At 51.4% G+C, this 19,288-nt stretch carries 21 protein-coding genes; 19 read left to right on the forward strand and 2 right to left on the reverse strand.

The features are described from left to right. Positions 1-90 precede the first annotated feature (90 nt). The 8 genes from cyoA to gloA are packed head-to-tail and all read left to right on the forward strand — an operon-like array spanning position 91 to position 7,351. The gene (gene cyoA / locus NSP04_RS08915; protein WP_257511980.1) at positions 91-1,128 is read left to right on the forward strand and encodes a ubiquinol oxidase subunit II; all 1,038 of its coding nucleotides are present in this window, start codon (positions 91-93) and stop codon (positions 1,126-1,128) included. Further along, a complete protein-coding gene (gene cyoB / locus NSP04_RS08920) occupies positions 1,109-3,112 on the forward strand; it encodes a cytochrome o ubiquinol oxidase subunit I (RefSeq protein ID WP_257511981.1) in 2,004 nt (667 codons plus the stop codon). Before cyoA ends, cyoB begins: the two co-directional genes overlap by 20 nt. Before the next feature lie 7 nt (positions 3,113-3,119). Continuing rightward, the gene (gene cyoC / locus NSP04_RS08925) at positions 3,120-3,752 is read left to right on the forward strand and encodes a cytochrome o ubiquinol oxidase subunit III (RefSeq protein WP_371825017.1); all 633 of its coding nucleotides are present in this window, start codon (positions 3,120-3,122) and stop codon (positions 3,750-3,752) included. Beyond that, entirely contained in the window at positions 3,749-4,150 is a 402-nt protein-coding gene (gene cyoD, locus NSP04_RS08930; protein ID WP_257511983.1) for a cytochrome o ubiquinol oxidase subunit IV, read from the forward strand. The genes cyoC and cyoD overlap by 4 nt, the downstream gene beginning before the upstream one ends. 16 nt (positions 4,151-4,166) lie before the next feature. Beyond that, positions 4,167-4,922, forward strand: a complete 756-nt coding sequence (locus tag NSP04_RS08935) for an SURF1 family protein (RefSeq protein ID WP_257511984.1) — start codon at positions 4,167-4,169, stop codon at positions 4,920-4,922. A 24-nt stretch (positions 4,923-4,946) separates the two neighbouring features. Beyond that, entirely contained in the window at positions 4,947-6,296 is a 1,350-nt protein-coding gene (locus tag NSP04_RS08940; RefSeq protein ID WP_257511985.1) for an ATP-binding protein, read from the forward strand. Then, positions 6,293-6,841: a response regulator transcription factor gene (locus NSP04_RS08945; protein WP_257511986.1), complete on the forward strand. Its 549-nt coding sequence runs from the start codon at positions 6,293-6,295 to the stop codon at positions 6,839-6,841. The genes NSP04_RS08940 and NSP04_RS08945 overlap by 4 nt, the downstream gene beginning before the upstream one ends. 12 nt (positions 6,842-6,853) lie before the next feature. Next, the gene (gloA, locus tag NSP04_RS08950) at positions 6,854-7,351 is read left to right on the forward strand and encodes a lactoylglutathione lyase (RefSeq protein WP_257511987.1); all 498 of its coding nucleotides are present in this window, start codon (positions 6,854-6,856) and stop codon (positions 7,349-7,351) included. Positions 7,352-7,384: 33 nt separating this feature from the next. Here gloA and NSP04_RS08955 read toward each other — a convergent pair whose 3' ends face one another. Next, positions 7,385-7,864, reverse strand: a complete 480-nt coding sequence (locus NSP04_RS08955; protein ID WP_257511988.1) for a DUF1178 family protein — start codon at positions 7,862-7,864, stop codon at positions 7,385-7,387. Positions 7,865-7,980: 116 nt separating this feature from the next. Here NSP04_RS08955 and NSP04_RS08960 point away from each other — a divergent pair, with 116 nt between their 5' ends. The 9 genes from NSP04_RS08960 (at position 7,981) to NSP04_RS09000 (ending at position 15,427) form a co-directional block, all read left to right on the forward strand. Beyond that, positions 7,981-8,358 carry a hypothetical protein gene (locus NSP04_RS08960; protein ID WP_257511989.1) on the forward strand — a complete coding sequence of 126 codons (378 nt, stop codon included), beginning with the start codon at positions 7,981-7,983 and terminating at the stop codon, positions 8,356-8,358. A 92-nt stretch (positions 8,359-8,450) separates the two neighbouring features. Then, positions 8,451-9,824, forward strand: a complete 1,374-nt coding sequence (gene soxC / locus NSP04_RS08965) for a sulfite dehydrogenase (protein ID WP_257511990.1) — start codon at positions 8,451-8,453, stop codon at positions 9,822-9,824. Positions 9,825-9,827: 3 nt separating this feature from the next. Next, positions 9,828-10,850: a c-type cytochrome gene (locus NSP04_RS08970; RefSeq protein WP_257511991.1), complete on the forward strand. Its 1,023-nt coding sequence runs from the start codon at positions 9,828-9,830 to the stop codon at positions 10,848-10,850. Positions 10,851-10,879: 29 nt separating this feature from the next. Further along, entirely contained in the window at positions 10,880-11,353 is a 474-nt protein-coding gene (soxY, locus tag NSP04_RS08975) for a thiosulfate oxidation carrier protein SoxY (protein ID WP_257511992.1), read from the forward strand. 21 nt (positions 11,354-11,374) lie between these two features. Next, the gene (gene soxZ / locus NSP04_RS08980; RefSeq protein ID WP_257511993.1) at positions 11,375-11,686 is read left to right on the forward strand and encodes a thiosulfate oxidation carrier complex protein SoxZ; all 312 of its coding nucleotides are present in this window, start codon (positions 11,375-11,377) and stop codon (positions 11,684-11,686) included. Between the two features lie 38 nt (positions 11,687-11,724). After that, a complete protein-coding gene (gene soxA, locus NSP04_RS08985) occupies positions 11,725-12,561 on the forward strand; it encodes a sulfur oxidation c-type cytochrome SoxA (protein WP_257511994.1) in 837 nt (278 codons plus the stop codon). A gap of 17 nt (positions 12,562-12,578) precedes the next feature. Next, on the forward strand, positions 12,579-13,232 hold the full coding sequence (gene soxX / locus NSP04_RS08990; protein ID WP_257511995.1) for a sulfur oxidation c-type cytochrome SoxX: 654 nt from the start codon (positions 12,579-12,581) through the stop codon (positions 13,230-13,232). A gap of 21 nt (positions 13,233-13,253) precedes the next feature. Further along, a complete protein-coding gene (gene soxB, locus NSP04_RS08995; RefSeq protein WP_257512278.1) occupies positions 13,254-14,975 on the forward strand; it encodes a thiosulfohydrolase SoxB in 1,722 nt (573 codons plus the stop codon). Between the two features lie 5 nt (positions 14,976-14,980). Continuing rightward, positions 14,981-15,427 carry a thioredoxin fold domain-containing protein gene (locus tag NSP04_RS09000; RefSeq protein ID WP_257511996.1) on the forward strand — a complete coding sequence of 149 codons (447 nt, stop codon included), beginning with the start codon at positions 14,981-14,983 and terminating at the stop codon, positions 15,425-15,427. Between the two features lie 11 nt (positions 15,428-15,438). Here NSP04_RS09000 and NSP04_RS09005 read toward each other — a convergent pair whose 3' ends face one another. Next, complete coding sequence (locus tag NSP04_RS09005; protein WP_257511997.1) at positions 15,439-16,836, reverse strand: tetratricopeptide repeat protein; 1,398 nt, start codon at positions 16,834-16,836, stop codon at positions 15,439-15,441. 260 nt (positions 16,837-17,096) lie between these two features. On the opposite strand from NSP04_RS09005, the gene NSP04_RS09010 reads away from it, so the two are divergent. Continuing rightward, entirely contained in the window at positions 17,097-18,125 is a 1,029-nt protein-coding gene (locus NSP04_RS09010; protein ID WP_257511998.1) for a hypothetical protein, read from the forward strand. Positions 18,126-18,207: 82 nt separating this feature from the next. Then, positions 18,208-19,248 carry a putative solute-binding protein gene (locus NSP04_RS09015; protein ID WP_257511999.1) on the forward strand — a complete coding sequence of 347 codons (1,041 nt, stop codon included), beginning with the start codon at positions 18,208-18,210 and terminating at the stop codon, positions 19,246-19,248. Positions 19,249-19,288 lie beyond the last annotated feature (40 nt).

Below are 19,288 nucleotides of genomic sequence, written 5' to 3' on the forward strand. Positions count from 1 at the left end.
ATCTGCTTGCTTGGACAATATGTCCAATGCCCAAGGCTCAACCATGTCAGTAAATTAGCATGAAATCATTTTCTAACCATGCTGGGTATTATGTTCAAGCCACTGAAACGAAGTCTTTTGTTGGTGCCGCTTCTCCTGCTAGCAGGATGTAACACCATCGTGATGAATCCCAAAGGCGACATTGCGTCGCAGCAGGCTGACCTCATCGTGTTGTCCACGGTGTTGATGTTGATCATCATTGTGCCAGTGATCTTTCTAACCTGTTTCTTCGCCTGGAAATATCGGCAAGCCAATACACAGGCTGAATACGATCCTGAGTGGGACCATTCTACCAAGCTGGAATTGGTCATTTGGGGCGCACCCTTGCTGATTATTATTGTGCTGGGCCTTGTCACTTGGGTAAGCACACACAAACTTGACCCCTATCGCCCGCTAGACCGCATTAACGCAAGTACACCACTGCCAGCGGATCACAAGCCCTTGGTGGTCCAAGTGGTGTCGCTGGATTGGAAATGGTTGTTCATCTATCCCGAGCAGGGCATAGCCACGGTGAACGAGCTGGTGACGCCTGTGAATGTGCCTGTGCGCTTCAAGATCACTTCAAGCACAGTCATGAATTCGTTTTACATTCCAGCACTGGCCGGCCAAATCTATTCCATGGCCGGCATGGAAACCACATTGAATGCCGTGATTAACGAAAAAGGAAGCTGGGAAGGTTTCTCCGCGAACTACAGTGGCGCCGGGTTTTCTCACATGCGCTTCAAGTACAACGGCGTAAGTCAGGAAGAGTTCGACAACTGGGTGGCACGCAACAAGTCGTACGGCAAACAATTGGATCGCGCAGCGTATCTTGAGCTGGAGAAGCCCACCACCAAACACCCGGTAGAGCGCTTTGCGACCGTTGAAAACAACTTGTTCCACGCGATTGTAAATCGTTGCGTGGTGGAAGGCACTGTGTGCATGGACACGCAAATGATGGCGGATTCCATGCGCAACCGCACCGGTTTGTCTGCCGATGAATTGGCAATTTTGATCAACGAAGCCATGTGCACCATCGCCCCAAACGACGACGCACTCCCACTCATCACTTCATCCAAGAAGAATGGCTATGACTCAGTATCCAATTGAAACAAGCCCGATATTCGGGCGGCTAACTCTTAACGCGATTCCATACTACGACCCAATCATCATGGGCACGTTGGCTGTGGCCATGACGGGTGGATTGATCCTGCTGTACCTGATTCACAAACACCGTTTGTGGGGCACCTTGTGGAATGACTGGTTCACCAGCATTGACCACAAGAAAATCGGCATCATGTACATGGTGCTGGGTTTGGTCATGATGATGCGCGGCTTTGCAGACGCCATCATGATGCGGGCGCAGCAGGCCATGGCGTTTAATGGCAATGAGGGCTTCTTGCCGCCACACCATTACGACCAGATTTTCACAGCCCACGGCGTGATCATGATTTTCTTCGTGGCCATGCCTTTGATTACGGGTTTGATGAACTACCTGATCCCGCTGCAAATTGGCGCACGCGATGTGGCATTTCCGTTTCTGAATAACTTCAGCTTCTGGATGACTGCGATGGGTGCCGCGTTGATTATGGCTTCGCTGTTCGTGGGTGAATTCGCCATGACTGGCTGGTTGGCCTATCCACCACTGTCGGGTGCATTGCAAAGTCCGTACGTGGGGGTTGATTACTACATCTGGGCTTTGCAGATAGCCGGGGTGGGTACCTTACTCTCGGGTGTGAACTTGATCGTAACCGTGGTGAAAATGCGCGCCCCTGGCATGACCCTGATGAAGATGCCGATTTTCACCTGGACTTCCCTGTGTGCGAACGTGTTGATTGTGGCCGCCTTCCCCGTGTTGACTGCTGTGTTGGGCATGTTGACCATGGACCGTTATTTGGGCACCAACTTCTTCACGAACGACCTGGGCGGCAACTCCATGATGTACGTGAACCTGATCTGGATTTGGGGTCACCCCGAAGTTTACATCCTGATTTTGCCGCTGTTTGGTGTGTTCTCTGAAGTTGTTTCCACATTCAGCCGCAAGCGTTTGTTTGGTTACAGTTCGATGGTATACGCCACGGTTGTTATTACCATTCTTTCCTACCTGGTTTGGTTGCACCACTTCTTCACCATGGGTAGCGGGGCCAGTGTGAATGCCTTCTTTGGTATAACCACCATGATTATTTCCATCCCCACGGGTGCGAAAATTTTCAACTGGCTGTTCACCATGTACAAGGGCAAGATTAGTTTCGAGTTGCCCATGATGTGGACCATCGCCTTCATGATCACTTTCGTGATTGGTGGCATGACCGGCGTGTTGCTGGCCGTACCCCCAGCCGACTTTGTGTTGCACAACAGCCTGTTCCTGATTGCGCACTTCCATAACGTGATTATTGGTGGTGTGTTGTTCGGCCTTTTTGCAGCCATTAACTTCTGGGCACCAAAAGCATTGGGTGTAAAGCTGGATGAATTCTGGGGCAAGGTGTCGTTCTGGTTCTGGGTTGTCGGTTTCTACTTCGCCTTCATGCCGTTGTATGTGTTGGGCTTGATGGGTGTAACCCGCCGTATGAGCCAGTTCGATGATCCCTCTCTGCAAATCTGGTTCCAGATCGCAGCACTGGGTGCCGCCATGATCGCCGTGGGTATTGCCGCCATGATCATGCAGTTCTATGTCACCTGGCGTGACCGCGCCAAGTTGCGCGACACCACCGGTGACCCCTGGGGTGGCCGTACGCTGGAATGGGCCACTTCAAGCCCACCTGCAGATTACAACTTCGCGTTCACACCCGTGGTGTACGACACCGATGCATGGGCCGACATGAAAAAGAATGGCTATAAGCGCCCAACCGACGGTTTTGCGGACATTCACATGCCCAAGAACACCGCGGCAGGCTTTGTGATTGCTGGTATCAGCGCAGTGATTGGCTTTGCTCTGGTGTGGCACATTTGGTGGTTGGCAGCAGGTAGCACAGTTGCCCTTGTGGTGGCAGTGATTGCACACACATTCAATTACAAGCGCGACTTCTACATCAAGGCCGATGTTGTGGCCCAAACAGAAGCCGCACGTACAAAACTGGAGCAAGCCCATGTCTGAACTAACTATGAATGCAGCCATGAACGCATCCGCAGATTTGTCCAATGACCCCAGTGCACGTTATTACGTGAAGGACCACCATCCTAAAAATGGTTCGTCCTTGGGCTTCTGGATTTACCTGATGAGCGATTGCTTGATCTTCGCTTGTTTGTTCGCCACGTATGCGGTGATCGGCCGCAACTATGCGGGTGGCCCCACTGGTGCGGAAATTTTCGATTTGAATCTGGTGGCAATCAACACCGCGTTTCTGTTGCTGAGTTCAATTACCTATGGCGTGGCCATGGTGGGCATGCAAAACCGCAAGCTGAATACCACCCTGTTGTGGTTGGGTATTACGGGTGTGTTGGGCCTGGCGTTTCTGGCTGTTGAAATTTACGAGTTTTGGCATTTCATCAGCATTGGTGCAACACCGCAAACCAGTGGATTTTTAACCGCCTTCTTTGCACTGGTGGGCACCCACGGTTTGCACGTGTTTTTCGGCATCATCTGGCTTGTGGTGTTGTTGTTCCAATTGAAAAAGCACGGCTTGATTCCTGAAAATCGCCGCCGCGTGATGTGCCTGTCCATGTTCTGGCACTTCCTCGACGTGATCTGGATCGGCGTGTTTACCTTCGTTTATTTGATGGGAGTATTGCCATGAGCGCACATCCACACAACGTCAACGACCACCACGATCACCACGATGATGACGATGAAATTCACGTCAGCATGCGCGACTACACCGTAGGGTTCGTACTGGCAGTTATCCTGACAGTAATTCCCTTCGCCTTGGTGATGGGCGGTGTATTTGAGAGTTCGACCACCACAGCGCTTGTAATTCTTGCCTTGGGTGCTGTTCAAATGGTGGTGCACATGGTTTACTTTCTGCACATGAACAGCAAGTCGGAAGGCGGCTGGACCATGTTGGCGCTGATGTTCACGCTGATTATTGTGGTGATCACATTGGTGGGTTCGATCTGGGTGATGTACCACCTGAACACCAACATGATGCCGGGCATGAACCACGAAGCGATCGAGTCGATTCAACAGCTGAAGTGAAGGAGCGGGGCGCACAATGAATGACGGATCAACTACCCATTCAAACCGTGCCCCCAACTCGATCAAAAGGCTGCTGGGCTTTGCCCTGGCGGCCTTTTTTTTCAGCGCTTTTTTTGCGCTGGGCACTTGGCAGGTTTACCGGCTTGATTACAAACTCGATTTGATTGAGCGGGTGGAAAGCCGCGTTGATGCGCCAGCTGTAAACGCACCAGCAGCTACTGAATGGCCCAAGGTGGGCCGCGACACCCATGAATACCTGAGCGTGAAGGTGCAGGGTCAATTGCTGCCCCAGTTCACCACGCGCGTACAGGCCACCACGGTGTTGGGGGCAGGACACTGGCTACTCACACCACTGCGCCAAATAGGCGGAGAAGTTGTGTGGATTAATCGCGGTTATATTCCTTTGAATGAAGTCGATCCAATGACTGTCGAGAACACGCAAGGCCAGTTTGAAGTGCGTGGCCTGTTGCGCATCAGCGAAGAGGGTGGGGCATTTTTACGGGAAAACGACCCTGCGGGCAATCGCTGGTATTCACGCGACATTGCAGCTTTGTCCGAGCACTACAATTTGCAACCAGCTGCCCCCTATTTTATTGATGCGGGGGCACCCCGAAATTTGGGCGAGGAAATCACCGGGTTTACCCCCAAAACCTACCCGGTCGATGGATTAACTGTAATCAAGTTTCACAACAGCCACTTGGTGTATGCCTTCACTTGGTATGCTTTGGCCTTGATGGTAGCGGGTGTTACCGTCTGGTTGAATCGAAAGTAATACCGCCGCAGGATCCACATTCACATGGCCATCAATACCGACATTGTTTCCATTCGTCAGGGCGCAAGCGCCTTTGATGAAACGAATGTACTGAATGAAACCGGTCACAAAAACATGCTGCATTTGATTCACTTGCGCTGGCTGGCGGTGGGTGGGCAAATTGCAACCATTTTGGTGGCCACTTGGGGCTTGAATATTCAGCTGCCCCTGTTTCAAATGCTGTCAGTGATGGTGTGTTTGATTGCTTTCAATATTGGCAGTCATTTGCGCTGGCATGAAGAACGTGTGGTCAGCAACCGGGAATTGTTTTTGGCCATGCTGGTCGACATCGCCAGCCTGACCGCACAGCTGTACTTCACCGGTGGCATCAACAACCCCTTCGTATTTCTGTTTTTATTGCAGGTTATTTTAAGTGCGGTGTTGTTGCGTTCTGAGTCCACTTGGCTGGTGGTGGGCATCACGACGCTGTGCCTTGCATTCTTGTCTGTGTTCAATCACCCCCTTGTGCTGCCGTTGAACAGCACTTACAAGCTGGCTGATCTGTATGCCAGCGGCCTGGTCATTTGCTTCGTACTCAATGCTGCTTTGCTGGTAATTTTTATCACGCGAATCGGGCGCAATCTGCGTGCGGGCGATGCCACACTGGCCGCGTTGCGACAACGCGCTGCTGAGGAAGAACACATTGTACGCATGGGCCTGCTGGCCAGTGGCGCTGCACATGAACTGGGTACACCACTGGCCACCATGTCAGTGGTGCTCAGCGACTGGAAGCGCATGCCCCAGTTCGCAAACAACGCCGACATGCTCGAAGAAATTGAGGAAGTTGAAAGCCAGTTGATTCGATGCAAAAGCATTGTGAGTGGCATATTGTTATCAGCCGGGGAAACACGCGGTGAGTCGTCAGCGAAAACCACTTTGCACGACTTCTTCGAAGATCTGGTTCAAGAGTGGGAAAGTAGCCGACCAGCGCAGCACTTTGAGTTCAATAACCAGGTTGAAGAAGAGTTTACAGTGGCTTTTGATTCCACTGTGAAGCAGATGGTGTTCAATGTGCTGGACAACGCTTTGGAAGTTTCCCCGAACTGGCTGCGTTTTGACGTGTCCAAAAACCAGGAACATTTGTTTTTGACTGTTACCGACCAGGGCCCAGGCTTTCGGGCCGATATTTTGGAACAGGTGGGCACACCCTACAACTCCAGCAAAGGCCGCCCGGGGGGGGGCTTGGGCTTGTTTTTGGTGATGAATGTGGCGCGCACTTTGGGCGGCTCGGTTCAGGCACGCAATTGTTCAGAAGGAGGGGCCGAGGTGCGAATCGTTCTGCCCCTGAGCTCGCTGGTGGTGCAAGATGGTAATTTGGAGAACCAAGCGCGATGAACCAAAGTAGCAGTAAGGAAAGGTTGTTGTTGCTGGTCGAAGACGATGAGTCATTCGCGCGCGTGCTGAAGCGCTCATTCGAGCGGCGCGACTACAAGGTACTTCACGCTAGCAGTCAAGATGAAATGGAAACCTTGCTTTTAAAGCACACACCCACGCACGCCGTGGTGGATTTGAAACTCAGTGGAAGTTCATCAGGCTTGAATTGCGTTCAGGCTTTGAATGCACACAACCCGGCCATGTTGATTGTTGTGCTTACTGGTTTTGCGAGCATCAACACCGCAGTCGAGGCCATTAAGCTGGGCGCTTGCCAGTATTTGGCAAAGCCATCGAACACCGACGACATTGAAGCCGCTTTTGGCCACGTTGCCGGGAGCGAACCAGTGGAATTGACCAACCGGGCCACCTCAATCAAGAACCTTGAATGGGAACGCATTCACGAGGTACTGGTAGAAACCGATTTCAATATTTCAGAAACCGCGCGCAGGCTGGGCATGCACCGCCGAACACTGGCACGCAAGCTTGAAAAACGCCGCGTTAAATAAAGGATAAATACCATGAGCCAAAACCCACATGATGGATTTGTGTTTAATCACACCATGCTGCGCATCAAAGACCCAGTTGTGTCGTTGAATTTCTATGAAAAAGTGTTCGGCATGATCCTGCTGCGTAAACTCGATTTTCAGGAAATGTCGTTCTCGCTGTATTTTCTGGCCAAGTTGGGTGACGGTGAAACACCCCCCGCGGATGAAGCCGAGCGCACAACATGGACATTTTCCCAGCGTGGTGTACTTGAATTAACCCACAACTGGGGCACCGAGAAAGACGCTGAATTCAAGTACCACGATGGCAATGCCCAGCCGCAGGGTTTCGGGCACATCTGCTTCGCTGTTCCCGATTTAAATCAGGCGGTGGCCTGGTTCGACGAAAACAAACTTGAGTATGTAAAGCGCCCTGAGCAGGGGAAAATGAAAAACGTGGCCTTTGTAAAAGACCCGGATGGTTACTGGATTGAAATTGTTCAACCCAGCTTGCTGGGCGGACTGGGTAAGTAAGCCAATGAGTCAATGGCCACTTAAGCCCAGTGATTAATTCAGTTCTTCTTCACTGGGCAAAATTGGCAGGGCAATAATTTCAATGCCTTCGTCGCGCAGTTCTTCAAATTCTTCCGGGCTGGCTTGGCCACGAATGGCGCGTATTGGCGCTTCTTCGTAATGAATTTTCCGAGCTTCCTCGGCAAATCGATCGCCGACGTCTTCGGAATGATTGATCAGCGCTTGAATAGCTTGGCGTGCCATTACAAATGCAGTTGCCACATCAACTGAATTTGCTTTTTGAGCCACAGCTGCTGTTGGTTCGGTAGGTTTTGGCTCGGTAAGCCTAGTTTCAACCGAGGCCTTGCTGCCAATATTAATTTTGGATGGTACCTTACGAATGGCGGAGGTGCCACATTCCGGGCACGTCAGCAATTGTTGCTCTCGTTGATCGTCGAAATCGTCGTTCGAGCGAAACCAGCCTTCGAAGCGATGGGAGTATTCACACTCCAGGTCGTAAATGATAATTGCCACAATGTTTGAATCAATCTCAGAATTTGGGTATTTTACAGTGGAATGGTTTGTCTACCGCTGCAATTGAATCTCTTCTAGAATTCGATTAACAACAATCACGGCCCCAAGAGGTTTGTATGTCCCGAAAAAAGTCACTTGAGCCCCATTTGCGCGGCATTGTTGACTTGGTGTCTGCCACGCTGGACGAAGGAACACGTCAGGTAGAGGGCGTGCATCGGCGAATCGCCGATATTCCGTTTTCTGTACTCAAAAAGATTCGCCCGATTGCGCCGATTTCATCGGCTGTACACATGGTGGAGAAAAAAATCACTCACTCTGCCTATGACACAGTTCGTTTGGTGGCCAAGGTGGGTGCGCAGGCTGTGCACAATGTGTTGCCCACAGACCCGACCAGCCAGGGTATTTCCAAACCCGAGTACAAAATTGATCACGACAGTTTGCGTAAAAACAAAGCTGATCGCAAAACCGAGCAAAAAACTAGGAAGAAACCCTAGGTCCAAATGACTTGCACAAGCCTGCGCCAGAGTGTACATTAATATTATGAGCGTATGCGCATATATAATTAAAAAGCATTCAGGAGACATGTGTGTCATTGGACATTCCTTCGAACACCCCATTGGGTCAGATTCAACGCGCCCCTGAAAATTTCGTAAGTCGAACCGACATTGCGTTTGTTAACCGCGCCAGTGAAACAGATCGCCGCAGTTTTTTCAAAAAAGCCTTTGCTGCCGCTGCGGTGGGCGCAGTGGCTTCAACACCAGGCATGGCCATTTCTCAAAGTACAGCGAAAGGCGACCCAGCCATTCTGAATTTGCCTTTGCACAGCAAAGGTCTTGGTCAGCCTGTTGCCACCATGCCCTATGGTCTGCCTTCACAGTATGAAAAGAATCTGCAGCGCCGTGAATCGCCTGGGCTGACTCGCGTGGGTGGCTCATCGGTGTCGTTTTGTCCTTTCCAGGGTTTGTTTGGAATTATTACACCATCGGGTCTTCATTTCGAGCGCCACCACCAGGGCTGGTGGGACATTGACCCCACCCAGCACCGTTTAATGATCAACGGTTTGGTAAAAAAAGAAATGGTGTTCACTGTCGATGAACTGATGCGAATGGAATCGGTTTCGCGCGTCCATTTCATTGAATGCGGTGCCAACTCCGGCATGGAATGGGCCAATGTGGCGGTGCCCACTGTGCAATATACACATGGCATGCTGAGTTGTTCTGAGTTCACCGGTGTGCCTTTGATCAAGGTATTGGAATTCTGCGGTGTGGATTTGAAAAAGGGGCGCTTTGTGTTGGCTGAGGGTGCCGATGGTTCATCCATGACCCGCACCATTCCCATGGAATTAATTGAAAGTGGTGAAGTTCTTTTGGCCTATGGCCAAAACGGTGAAATGCTTCGCCCTGAAAACGGTTACCCGCTGCGCTTGGTGGTGCCAGGTGTGCAGGGCGTGAGCTGGGTGAAATACCTGCGCCGAATCGAGGTGGGCGACAAGCCCTATGGCACGAAAGATGAGGCGATTCACTACATTGATTTAATGCCAGACGGTTTGCACCGGCAATACACCTCAGTGCAGGAATGCAAATCCGTGATTACCACTCCTTCTGGCGGACAACAACTGCTCAGTCCTGGCTTTTACAACATCACAGGCTTGGCTTGGAGTGGCCGCGGAAAAATTACTGCAGTGGATGTGTCTACCGATGGTGGCAGGAACTGGAAAACCGCCAAGCTGCAAGGGCCGGTCCATGATAAATCCCTGACCCGTTTCAACCTGCCTTGGGTGTGGGATGGGAAAAGTGAAGTGTTGCTGCAAAGCAGGGCAGTCGACAGCACTGCCTATGTGCAACCCAGCTACAGAACGCTGCGCGACAAGCGCGGCGACAAAAGCATTTATCACAACAACGCAATTCAAAGTTGGCGCGTTGATGCGGCAGGTGAAGTGCACAATGTGCATGTGGGGTAGGGCATGAGACAACCGCTTAAAATGCTAATCGCCGTTTGTACAGGCTTGCTGTTTGGTGGAAGTGCACTGGCATTTGAAGGTCTGGGCCGCGTGGCTACCCCTGCGGAGGTGACGGCCTGGGACATTGATGTTCGCCCGGACTTTGTGGGCCTGCCCAAAGGCAGCGGCAGTGTGCAGAAAGGCATGGAAGTGTGGGACGCCCAATGCGCTTCCTGTCATGGTGTTTTTGGTGAAAGCAACGAAATATTTACACCGATTGTCGGTGGCACAAGCGTCACCGATATTCAGACGGGTCGGGTTCAATCGCTTAAAGATGGCTCATCGCCCCAACGCACCACCCTGATGAAGGTACCCACGCTTTCTACTTTGTGGGACTACATTAACCGCGCCATGCCCTGGAATGCGCCTAAAAGTCTGAGTACCGAGGAGGTGTATGCAGTGACTGCATACATTCTGAATATGGGCGGTGTAGTGGGCGATGACTTTGTGTTGAGCCACACCAACATGGCTGCCACGCAAGCCCGGCTCCCCAATCGCAATGGCATGCAAACCAACCATGGTATGTGGTTGCCATCGGGTAAACCCGATGTAAAAGAGACGCGTTGCATGTCAAACTGCACGCCTGACGCGAAAGTCATTTCTTTTATGCCTGATTATGCAAAAGATGCGCATGGCAACTTGAAAGATCAAAATCGTTTGGTTGGCCCCGTGCGTGGCGTGGTTACCGTGGCGCAAGCGGGCACTGAACCATCGGCGCCCAAGGTCAGCATGAATTCAGGCGAGTCGTTGTTCAATGCAAATGGTTGTGTGGCCTGCCATGGAGTGGACAACAAAAAGCTGGGTCCATCCGTTGTTGCTATTGCCAACAAGTACAAAGACAAAGCCGATGCCAGGGCGTATCTTGCGCAACGCATCAAGGCTGGCAGTAGCGGGGTGTGGGGCGACATGCCAATGCCTGCGCAATCGCATTTGTCAGATGAAGATTTAAACGCACTTTCTGACTGGTTTTTGTCCAAGAGAAAGTGAGCAGATTTATTTTTAGGAGGAGTTACTCAATGAACCAAAACAGACGCAATGTGCTGAAGGCTTCTTCAAGCCTGACAGTGCTGGGTTTGGCCGTGGCTGCAGGCTTGATCAATCCCAAAGAGGTGTTCGCTGCTGCCGGATATCCCGATAAGGTGTTTGGCGCCAAGTCATTGGATGATTTGATGAAAGCTTTGGGGGGCAGCATGCCCACGGAAAGTGCTGACATCACCGTAATCGCTCCCGACATTGCTGAAAACGGTGCAGTGGTGCCTGTGGGCGCAGACAGCAAGCTAAAAAAAACCAGTGAAATTTCGCTGTTGGTGGCCAACAACCCATCCATGTTGTCGGCTCAATTCATGATTCCTGCCGGAACTGATGCCAAAGTAAACACCCGTGTAAAAATGGGCAGGTCCAGCGATGTGTATGCACTCGTAAAAGCCGATGGCAAGTATTACTTTGCCAAGAAAGAAGTCAAAGTGACTCTCGGTGGTTGCGGCGGTTAAATCAATATTCAGGAGAAGAACATGGGTGATCCAATGAAAATTCGCGCCAAAGCAAACGGCGACGAAGTTGAAGTGAAAGTGTTGATGGCACACGAAATGGAAACTGGCCAGCGCAAGGCCTCAGATGGCAGCCTGGTGCCCGCATGGTTTATTCAAAATGTGACTGCCAAGTGCGGCGACAAGGTCGTACTGCAAGCCAACTGGGGTCCAGCCGTATCCAAGAATCCTTTCATGTCGTTTTCATTCAAGGGTGGCAAGGTTGGCGACACGGTAGAAATAACCTGGACCGACAACAAAGGCGACTCCCGAACTGACAAAACAAAAGTGGCGTGATCCCAAATCGATTCATAACGACAAGAAAGGGGCGTGAGATGAGGCAAACAGCAAAAACAGCGGTTCGTATGGCCGCTGTGGCCTTCGTGGGTGCCAGTGCTTTGGCATCCATCACCATGAATGCGCATGCGCAAAAAACAGTCGAGCAGGGCATTCAGGAATACCGTGACATGTTGGCCGATGGCAACCCGGCTGAGTTGGTTGAACTGCGCGGTGAAGAGCTGTGGACCAAGCCACAGGGGCCGAAAATTGCTTCGCTTGAGCAATGTGATTTGGGTTCCGGCCCTGGCAAGTTGGCAGGTGCGGTCGCCACCATGCCCCGCTTTTTCAGTGACACAGGCAAAGTCATGGATGTGGAGTCTCGCTTGGTGCATTGCATGATGACCCTGCAAGGCCGCACCGAAGCTGAAATCACCAAGAAGCCATTTTCAGGTGCTGGCGAAAAGCCCACAGAGCTGGAATCACTGGTGGCTTATGTTTACGCTCAGTCGCGCGGGGCGACCATCAAGGTGCCTCAAGGGCATCCTGAGGAAAAAGCGTCCCGCGCGCGGGGCGAGAAAATATTTTTCTACCGGGCTGGTCCTTACGATTTTTCCTGTGCCAGTTGCCATGCAACGGATGACCAGCGTATTCGCCTGCAGGGTTTGCCGAATTTGACCAAGCCCGAGCCTGCACAGGCAGCCTTTGGCGCATGGCCGGCTTACCGGGTGTCGCAGGGGGCGGTTCGTTCCGTGCAATGGCGCATGTACGATTGTTTCCGTCAACAACGTTTCCCCGAGTTGAAGTATGGCTCGCAAGCGTCGATCGACCTGATTACCTACCTGGGTGTAAAAGCCGAGGGCGGTACCATGCAGGCCACTTCGCTTAAGCGCTAACAACAAGGAGAACAACTATGCGTATTACATTTAAAAATTCCGCCGGTGTGCTGTTGCTTGCCGTATCTGGGGCTCTGATCGGTGGATGTGCAAACACGGAAAGTCGCCCCGAGGTGGCTGAGCCGACCGACGAAGAAATCAAGCAGTTGATGATCTCTTCATTCAAGGAAAAGGGAATTGCCAAACTGGATCGCGTGAACCAGACCGAGCTTCAGAAAGCGTGTTCACTTGCGGAGTCGGATCCCGGTAGTTTGACCGACGCAAAACGTGTGAAACTTCAAGAAGCCGCGCTTGCGGCAGTGAAGTTTCCGGTCGATGGAAAGTATTTGGGCGATTGGAAAGCGGGTGAGAAACTGGCCCAGACAGGCGTTGGGTTTCAGTTTTCCGACAAGGAGGGCACGGCGGCAGGTGGCAACTGCTATGCCTGTCACCAGTTGGCACCTGAAGAGCTTTCATACGGTAACCTGGGGCCCTCGCTTTACCAATACGGCAAGTTGCGCGGCAATTCCGAAGAAATCATGAAATACACCTGGGTGAAGATCTGGAATTCACACGCCTACAATGCCTGTTCCAACATGCCGCGTTTCGGTGCTGAAGGCATCTTGACTGAAACACAGATGAAAGACGCAATGGCTTTGCTGTTGTCACCCGATTCACCGGTCAACAAATAAGCGAAGCGATACCCAATGCAAATGAATCGACGTGAATTCATGGGCATGCTGGCTGCTGCCTCGGCGGCTGGCATGGCAATCAGTCCTCCGCAGGTACTGGCGGGTGGTCATGGTGAAAAGCTTTACGATTTGAAGCCATTTGGCAACGCGAGCGTGTTGCACATGACCGATTGCCACGCTCAACTGGTGCCCATTTATTTCCGTGAACCCAATGTGAACCTGGGTATCGGTGATGCTTTTGGCAAGGCGCCTCATTTGGTGGGTGAATCGTTGTTGAAGGCATTCAACATCAAACCAGGTTCTGCACAAGCGCATGCCTTCACCTATTTGAATTTTGAAGAAGCTGCCCGGCATTACGGCAAAGTGGGCGGTTTCGCGCACTTGTCTACCCTGGTGAAAATGATGAAGGCCAGCAGGCCCGGCGCATTGTTGCTGGATGGTGGTGACACTTGGCAGGGTTCTGCCACCAGCTTGTGGACCAATGCGCAAGACATGGTTGATGCTGCAAAAATGTTGGGCGTTGACGTGATGACCCTGCATTGGGAATGCACTTATGGCATGGACCGTGTGCTTGAAATTGCCGAAAACGATTTCAAAGGCAAAATCGACATAGTTGCCCAGAACATCAAAACCGCTGATTTCGGGGACCCGGTTTTTCCAAGCCATGTAATGAAAACCATCAACGGTGCAAAAGTGGCCATTGTTGGCCAAGCATTTCCATATACACCAATTGCAAATCCGCGTTACCAAGTGGCTGACTGGTCATTTGGAATTCAGGAAGAAAGCATGCAGGAAGTGGTTGACCAAGTGCGTGCAGAAGGCGCTCAAGTTGTCGTTCTGCTTTCACACAACGGCATGGACGTGGATTTGAAACTCGCAAGCCGTGTAACCGGCATTGATTTTATTTTGGGTGGTCACACCCATGATGGCGTACCCAACGCCATTCCGGTGAAGAATTCATCTGGCACTACCTATGTCACCAATGCGGGCAGCAACAGCAAATTTTTGGGTGTGCTGGACATGGACATTCAAGGGGGCAAGCTGCGTGATTTCAAATACCGCCTGTTGCCCGTGTTTTCGAACATGCTTCCCGCCGACCCGGACATGCAAGCCTTTGTAAATAACGTACGCAAACCCTACATCGAAAAACTCAGTGAGCCCTTGGCCCTGAGTGAAGGCTTGCTCTATCGTCGTGGAAACTTCAACGGCAGCTGGGACCAATTAATTGTGGATGCGCTTATGGAAGTGAAAGGCGCTGAAATTGCCTTTTCTCCAGGCTTTCGCTGGGGTACCAGTTTGCTACCGGGTCAAACCATCACGCGCGAGCACTTGATGGATCAAACTGCCATTACGTACCCCAACACCACGCTTTCCGACATGAAAGGCGAATTCATCAAAACTGTGCTGGAAGATGTTTGCGACAACTTGTTCAACCCTGATCCGTATTACCAGCAGGGCGGTGACATGGTGCGTGTGGGCGGGCTGACCTACACCTGCAATCCCAATGGTGAAGCAGGGCAGCGAATTTCGGACATGCGTTTAAATGGCAAGCCCATTGAAGCGTCCAAAACCTACAAGGTGGCCGGTTGGGCACCCGTGGCCGAAGAAGCGCGCAGCAATGGCGAGCCGCCTATTTGGGATGTGGTTGAAACCTATTTGAAAGACAAGAAAACCATCGCCACCAAAGTGCCCTACACACCAAAATTGATTGGAATGAACGACAACCCGGGTGTGGCTGTCTAAATCTCATGAAAGCAATCTGGCTATTGGTTTTGTTTGCGTGGTTTGCACCCACTGCCCATGCGGCGGGTGGTGCCTCTCTGGCCTTTCCCAACAATTTGCATCAGCAGGACATGCCTGCGGTGATTGTGCTTTTTTCCCTGCCCGATTGCGCGTACTGTGAAAAAGTACGGCAACAATCTTTGCGGCACATTCACACTGATCCCAATTACAAGGGCAGGGTGGGTGTGTACGAAATCGATTTTTCAGATGAAAAACGCAGCTTCATCTGGTTTGATGGCAGGCGCTACACGGGCAAGTCACTTGCTGCACCATTGAATGTGAAATTTTCACCCACCGTCATGGTGTTTGGTGGCACAGGTGCTGTTGCGGGTAGACCCCTGCTGGGTAGCGGGTTGCCAGAATTTTACGGAGCTTATTTGGACGAACTGATCAAAAATGCGTGGGCTCTCTGAACTGCCCGATTTTAGTCACCGCTTGAGATTTGTTTGTCCTTGTATTCGGCGATTGCGCCGCGAATTCTGTCCAGCATTGCTTTGGACGGTTTTTGTCTGGTGATTTGGCTCGCCAGTTCGTAACCTTTGTTGTCCATGTTGACGGCAAAGCACAGTTCGAGCAGGCTCGTCAGCGTTTCCGGTTCAAATGAGGGCAAATCGTCAGAATTGCTTTCAAAAAAGTTCGCCAGCTTGTCTGCTGCTTTCGCGTCGCGACCATCCGCGATTTCTTTTTGAATGGCCATCATGGCCCGCGCCAAGTCCAGCTCCGAGGAATTGACCGTGGTACGCATTTTTGCAGTCAGTTTTTCTGCTTCTTCGTGCCGGCCCTCTTTCACATAAATTTTCGACAATTGAAGGTAATCGTGTATTTGGGAAAGCGACGTATTCCGGGATCGGTCAATCACCTTGGTCAAATAGTTTTTCGACCTGGTATTGTCCCCGATGCGCACAGCAAGGTCGGCCAGCTTGCGCAGACGTGTTGTAGATGACAGCGCCTTGGCCCCCATTTTTTCAAGAATTTCAAGCGCCTCCGCAGGGCGATTCTGTTCCCAAAGCACTTCCGCGAACAAATCTCCGGCAGCCAGGTATTCCGGGTTTGTTTTAACCACTGCAGTCAGCAAGTTGTTGGCGTCGTCAAACTGCTTTTTTTCAAGGTTGACTTTGGCCAGCAACAGTTGCATCCAGGGTTTGGGGATTTTTTCAAGTTTTTCAATTAGTTCCGCTTCGGTCTTGTCATATTGGCGAGAACGAAAGTAGGACTCAATGCGCATTCGCTCAAGCTCATTTAGATACTGAGGAAATTTTGATTCCAATTCTTCGCATATTGGGTGTATCGCTTCGTATTCCCCATCGTACATGGCGCGGTAAGCGTCTGCTAATCGCGCTTTGCGGTTGAAAATGCGCACCACACGGTCTGACAAGGTCGACGCTGTGAACGGTTTGATCAAGTAGTCATCGGGTTCAAACTCGGCAACTGCAACTACGTTGCCGTAGCTGCGCTCACCGGTCACCATCATAAACGCAGTTGACCAGGCCAGTTTTTTGTTAACCCGGAGGTCTTCCAGCAGTTGTTGGCCGTTTCGATCACCTTCAAGCTGATATTCACACACAATCAATGCAAACTCACGCGAGGCCAAATGCTGTTCAACTTCGGAAACTGAGCTGGCGAAAATAACCGCTTTGGAGCCCAGTTGCGATAGCTGGTCTTGCAATGCCCGCCTTGTGGCCAGTGCTGAATCCACCACCAAGGCAGTTTTGCCTTTCAATGGCGTCATGTCCTTCACCGCCTGTTTCATTTGGTCTGGCTTGGATGAGGGATCGTTCAGCGGGGTCTCGGCGCTTTCGGCAGGCAATTCAATTTGGCTCATGGCGCATGCGGTCGGGTCGAATGGTGACTCTTCATTCTCCTGGGTTTTCAGGTTTGTCTTGCACTCAATTAAGGGGGTTTTCTGGCTTCTTCTTCTCGTTTGCGCAAGTGAATAGAATGGCACTTCTATTAACAACTGTTTACTTTCCCTTGGATGGGTGAATTTTTCATGGTTTAATAACGAGCGAAATCCTTGTTACTCAAAGGTCAAATCCAATATTGGCTAGACAAGGTATAAAAGAAAAATCAACGGAGACATTAATGATCAAAGCTGGCGTATGGCGTGCGATAGCCATTTCGGGAGTGGTCGCGTTTGCAGCAGGTTGTGCAAGCGTGGAGCGTGGGGCGACTAACCTCGCCATTAACCTGATTGAACGCAGAATTATTCCGCCTCAGCTTGAAATCGACGATGTCGACATGGCTTGCCGATTCGCAACAGGCAATTACCCTTTAATTTCTGGTGGTACCCGCGCCTTCGGTGGCGATCCACGCTTGCTCGAATCCCTTCTGCTGGTTTCTTCTGCTGCATGCGCCGAGCAACGTGCTGTCGAGGAAGAGCTGCGCTACCTGCGCGCATCCAAACAAAACAACATTGAAGAAGCACAAGACGCACGGATTGGTCAAAAACGTCTGTTGGAAATTACTGCGCGCCGGCAATTGCGCGCGTTTGAAGCCATGCGCAACAAGCTCGAAGACAAATACAACTTTGAGTACGGCGAAGGCTGCCCTGAATTTGAGCGTGACTTTGACGAACTGAGCTACCTGCTGGGCACGGTTGCAGGTCTTCAAGCAGTTGTTAACGACATCGCTTCGCAGCAAATGGTGGGCGTGCCCACCGACATTGCACCAAAATCCGAGCGTGCGCTCACTTGTCTTTCCAATGCAAAATGGTGGGGCGCTCCCAATGCAGCACGTGCTGTGGTGTGGAGCATTTTGCCCGGTGCCTCCGATGGTAAAGATGTTTGGGGAACCTTCCGTTTGTCCATGTTGATTGGCGAGCGCCAAGGCGTTCGCCTTTCTCACGTGATGTACGGTCTGTCCGCACTGGCTGTGGGTGACACCATGCGTTTTCGCGATTCAACCAAGCGATTTGCAGAAGTCAAAGATTTCAAACCAAGCGAACAATACGCCTTGGTTGAAGGTATTTCCGTTGCTGTAATGACCAACCTTTCTGACCGCTACTGGGCAGAAAACGTAGGTACCCGCACCCCAGTGGGCGGCATGGGAAAATATTGGGATGAAGAAGCTGCGATGCCCGAAGGCATGAACGTGGACGACTTGTTGAACTAAGTTTTTGCTCACAGCAAGGCCGGGCCACCCTCTAGCAAATGCGCCCGGGCATGCAAAAACACAATTTTGGGAGACCAGACAAATGAATTTTAAAATCAAAGCAATCTCGGCCGGTTTCGGCCTGGCACTGATGGCATCTGCATCACCGGCCTTGGCCAAACAAAAAGTTTGTGTATTCGACATTCTCGGCGCTGGTGGCGACGTGTTTAACTTGAGCAAAGACTATGTTCTGGCGGCCAAGGGTTTCGGCGCCGATCTGCATCTGGAAGCTTTCACTGACGAAAAAATTGCGTCTGAGAACTTCAAGACCGGTCAGTGCGACATGTTGGTGGCCACTTCCTTCCGCACTCGGGCTTACAACTCGGTGGCTGGTTCTATTGATGCACTCGGTGCAGCGTCGGTTGTGAAAGACGGCAAGGTCGACATGCCTTTGAGCTACGAAGTGGTGAAGCGCACCATTCAGTTGTTCGCTGGTGAAAAAGCCGATGCGCTGATGACTCAGGGCAACTTCCAGGTAGCAGGTATTTTCCCGTTTGGTGCCGCGTACCTTTACGTGAAAAGCCGCGATATCAACTCAGTTGAAAAACTGGCGGGTAAAAAAATCGCATCTTTTGACTACGATTCAGCTCAGAAAGAAATGATCTCCAAAGTGGGTGCATCGCCCGTGTCTGCAGACATTTCCAACTTTGGCGCCAAGTTCAACAACGGTTCGGTAGATATCATCGCTGCACCCGCCGCGGCTTACAAGCCACTTGAACTTTACAAAGGTTTGGGCAATGCAGGCGCAATCGTCCGCTTCCCGGTTGCCGTATTGACCTATCAGTTGATCGTCAACAAGTCCAAGTTCCCGGACGGTTTTGCACAGAAATCACGTGACTACTGGTCCAAGAAATTCCCGGCGGGTATGCAAATCATTACCAATGCCGAGAAGGGTATTCCTGGTGGCGCCTGGATGGACATTCCTGCTGCTGACTCGGTGAAGTACACAATTTTGTTGCGTGAATCGCGCATCAGCCTGGCAAAAAGCGGATCTTATGATCCAAAGGCCTTGAACATCATGAAACAGATTCGTTGCGGTGTGAACCGTGCCGATTCTGAGTGTGCTACGAAAACCGAGCTTTAAAGAATTCAAGGCAGGCCACATACCTGCCTGTTTGCCTTTG

It is taken from the genome of Limnobacter parvus (assembly GCF_024623725.1).
GTDB lineage: Bacteria > Pseudomonadota > Gammaproteobacteria > Burkholderiales > Burkholderiaceae_B > Limnobacter > Limnobacter parvus.

Excerpts from the sequence above, each read along its gene's own strand:
- cyoA (WP_257511980.1), top strand. The coding sequence starts at position 91 with ATGTTCAAGCCACTGAAACGAAGTCTTTTGTTGGTGCCGCTTCTCCTG.
- cyoB (WP_257511981.1), top strand. The coding sequence starts at position 1,109 with ATGACTCAGTATCCAATTGAAACAAGCCCGATATTCGGGCGGCTAACT.
- cyoC (WP_371825017.1), top strand. The coding sequence starts at position 3,120 with ATGAATGCAGCCATGAACGCATCCGCAGATTTGTCCAATGACCCCAGT.
- cyoD (WP_257511983.1), top strand. The coding sequence starts at position 3,749 with ATGAGCGCACATCCACACAACGTCAACGACCACCACGATCACCACGAT.
- NSP04_RS08935 (WP_257511984.1), top strand. The coding sequence starts at position 4,167 with ATGAATGACGGATCAACTACCCATTCAAACCGTGCCCCCAACTCGATC.
- NSP04_RS08940 (WP_257511985.1), top strand. The coding sequence starts at position 4,947 with ATGGCCATCAATACCGACATTGTTTCCATTCGTCAGGGCGCAAGCGCC.
- NSP04_RS08945 (WP_257511986.1), top strand. The coding sequence starts at position 6,293 with ATGAACCAAAGTAGCAGTAAGGAAAGGTTGTTGTTGCTGGTCGAAGAC.
- gloA (WP_257511987.1), top strand. The coding sequence starts at position 6,854 with ATGAGCCAAAACCCACATGATGGATTTGTGTTTAATCACACCATGCTG.
- NSP04_RS08960 (WP_257511989.1), top strand. The coding sequence starts at position 7,981 with ATGTCCCGAAAAAAGTCACTTGAGCCCCATTTGCGCGGCATTGTTGAC.
- NSP04_RS08970 (WP_257511991.1), top strand. The coding sequence starts at position 9,828 with ATGAGACAACCGCTTAAAATGCTAATCGCCGTTTGTACAGGCTTGCTG.
- soxY (WP_257511992.1), top strand. The coding sequence starts at position 10,880 with ATGAACCAAAACAGACGCAATGTGCTGAAGGCTTCTTCAAGCCTGACA.
- soxZ (WP_257511993.1), top strand. The coding sequence starts at position 11,375 with ATGGGTGATCCAATGAAAATTCGCGCCAAAGCAAACGGCGACGAAGTT.
- soxA (WP_257511994.1), top strand. The coding sequence starts at position 11,725 with ATGAGGCAAACAGCAAAAACAGCGGTTCGTATGGCCGCTGTGGCCTTC.
- soxX (WP_257511995.1), top strand. The coding sequence starts at position 12,579 with ATGCGTATTACATTTAAAAATTCCGCCGGTGTGCTGTTGCTTGCCGTA.
- soxB (WP_257512278.1), top strand. The coding sequence starts at position 13,254 with ATGAATCGACGTGAATTCATGGGCATGCTGGCTGCTGCCTCGGCGGCT.
- NSP04_RS09000 (WP_257511996.1), top strand. The coding sequence starts at position 14,981 with ATGAAAGCAATCTGGCTATTGGTTTTGTTTGCGTGGTTTGCACCCACT.
- NSP04_RS09005 (WP_257511997.1), bottom strand. The coding sequence starts at position 16,836 with ATGAGCCAAATTGAATTGCCTGCCGAAAGCGCCGAGACCCCGCTGAAC.
- NSP04_RS09010 (WP_257511998.1), top strand. The coding sequence starts at position 17,097 with ATGATCAAAGCTGGCGTATGGCGTGCGATAGCCATTTCGGGAGTGGTC.
- NSP04_RS09015 (WP_257511999.1), top strand. The coding sequence starts at position 18,208 with ATGAATTTTAAAATCAAAGCAATCTCGGCCGGTTTCGGCCTGGCACTG.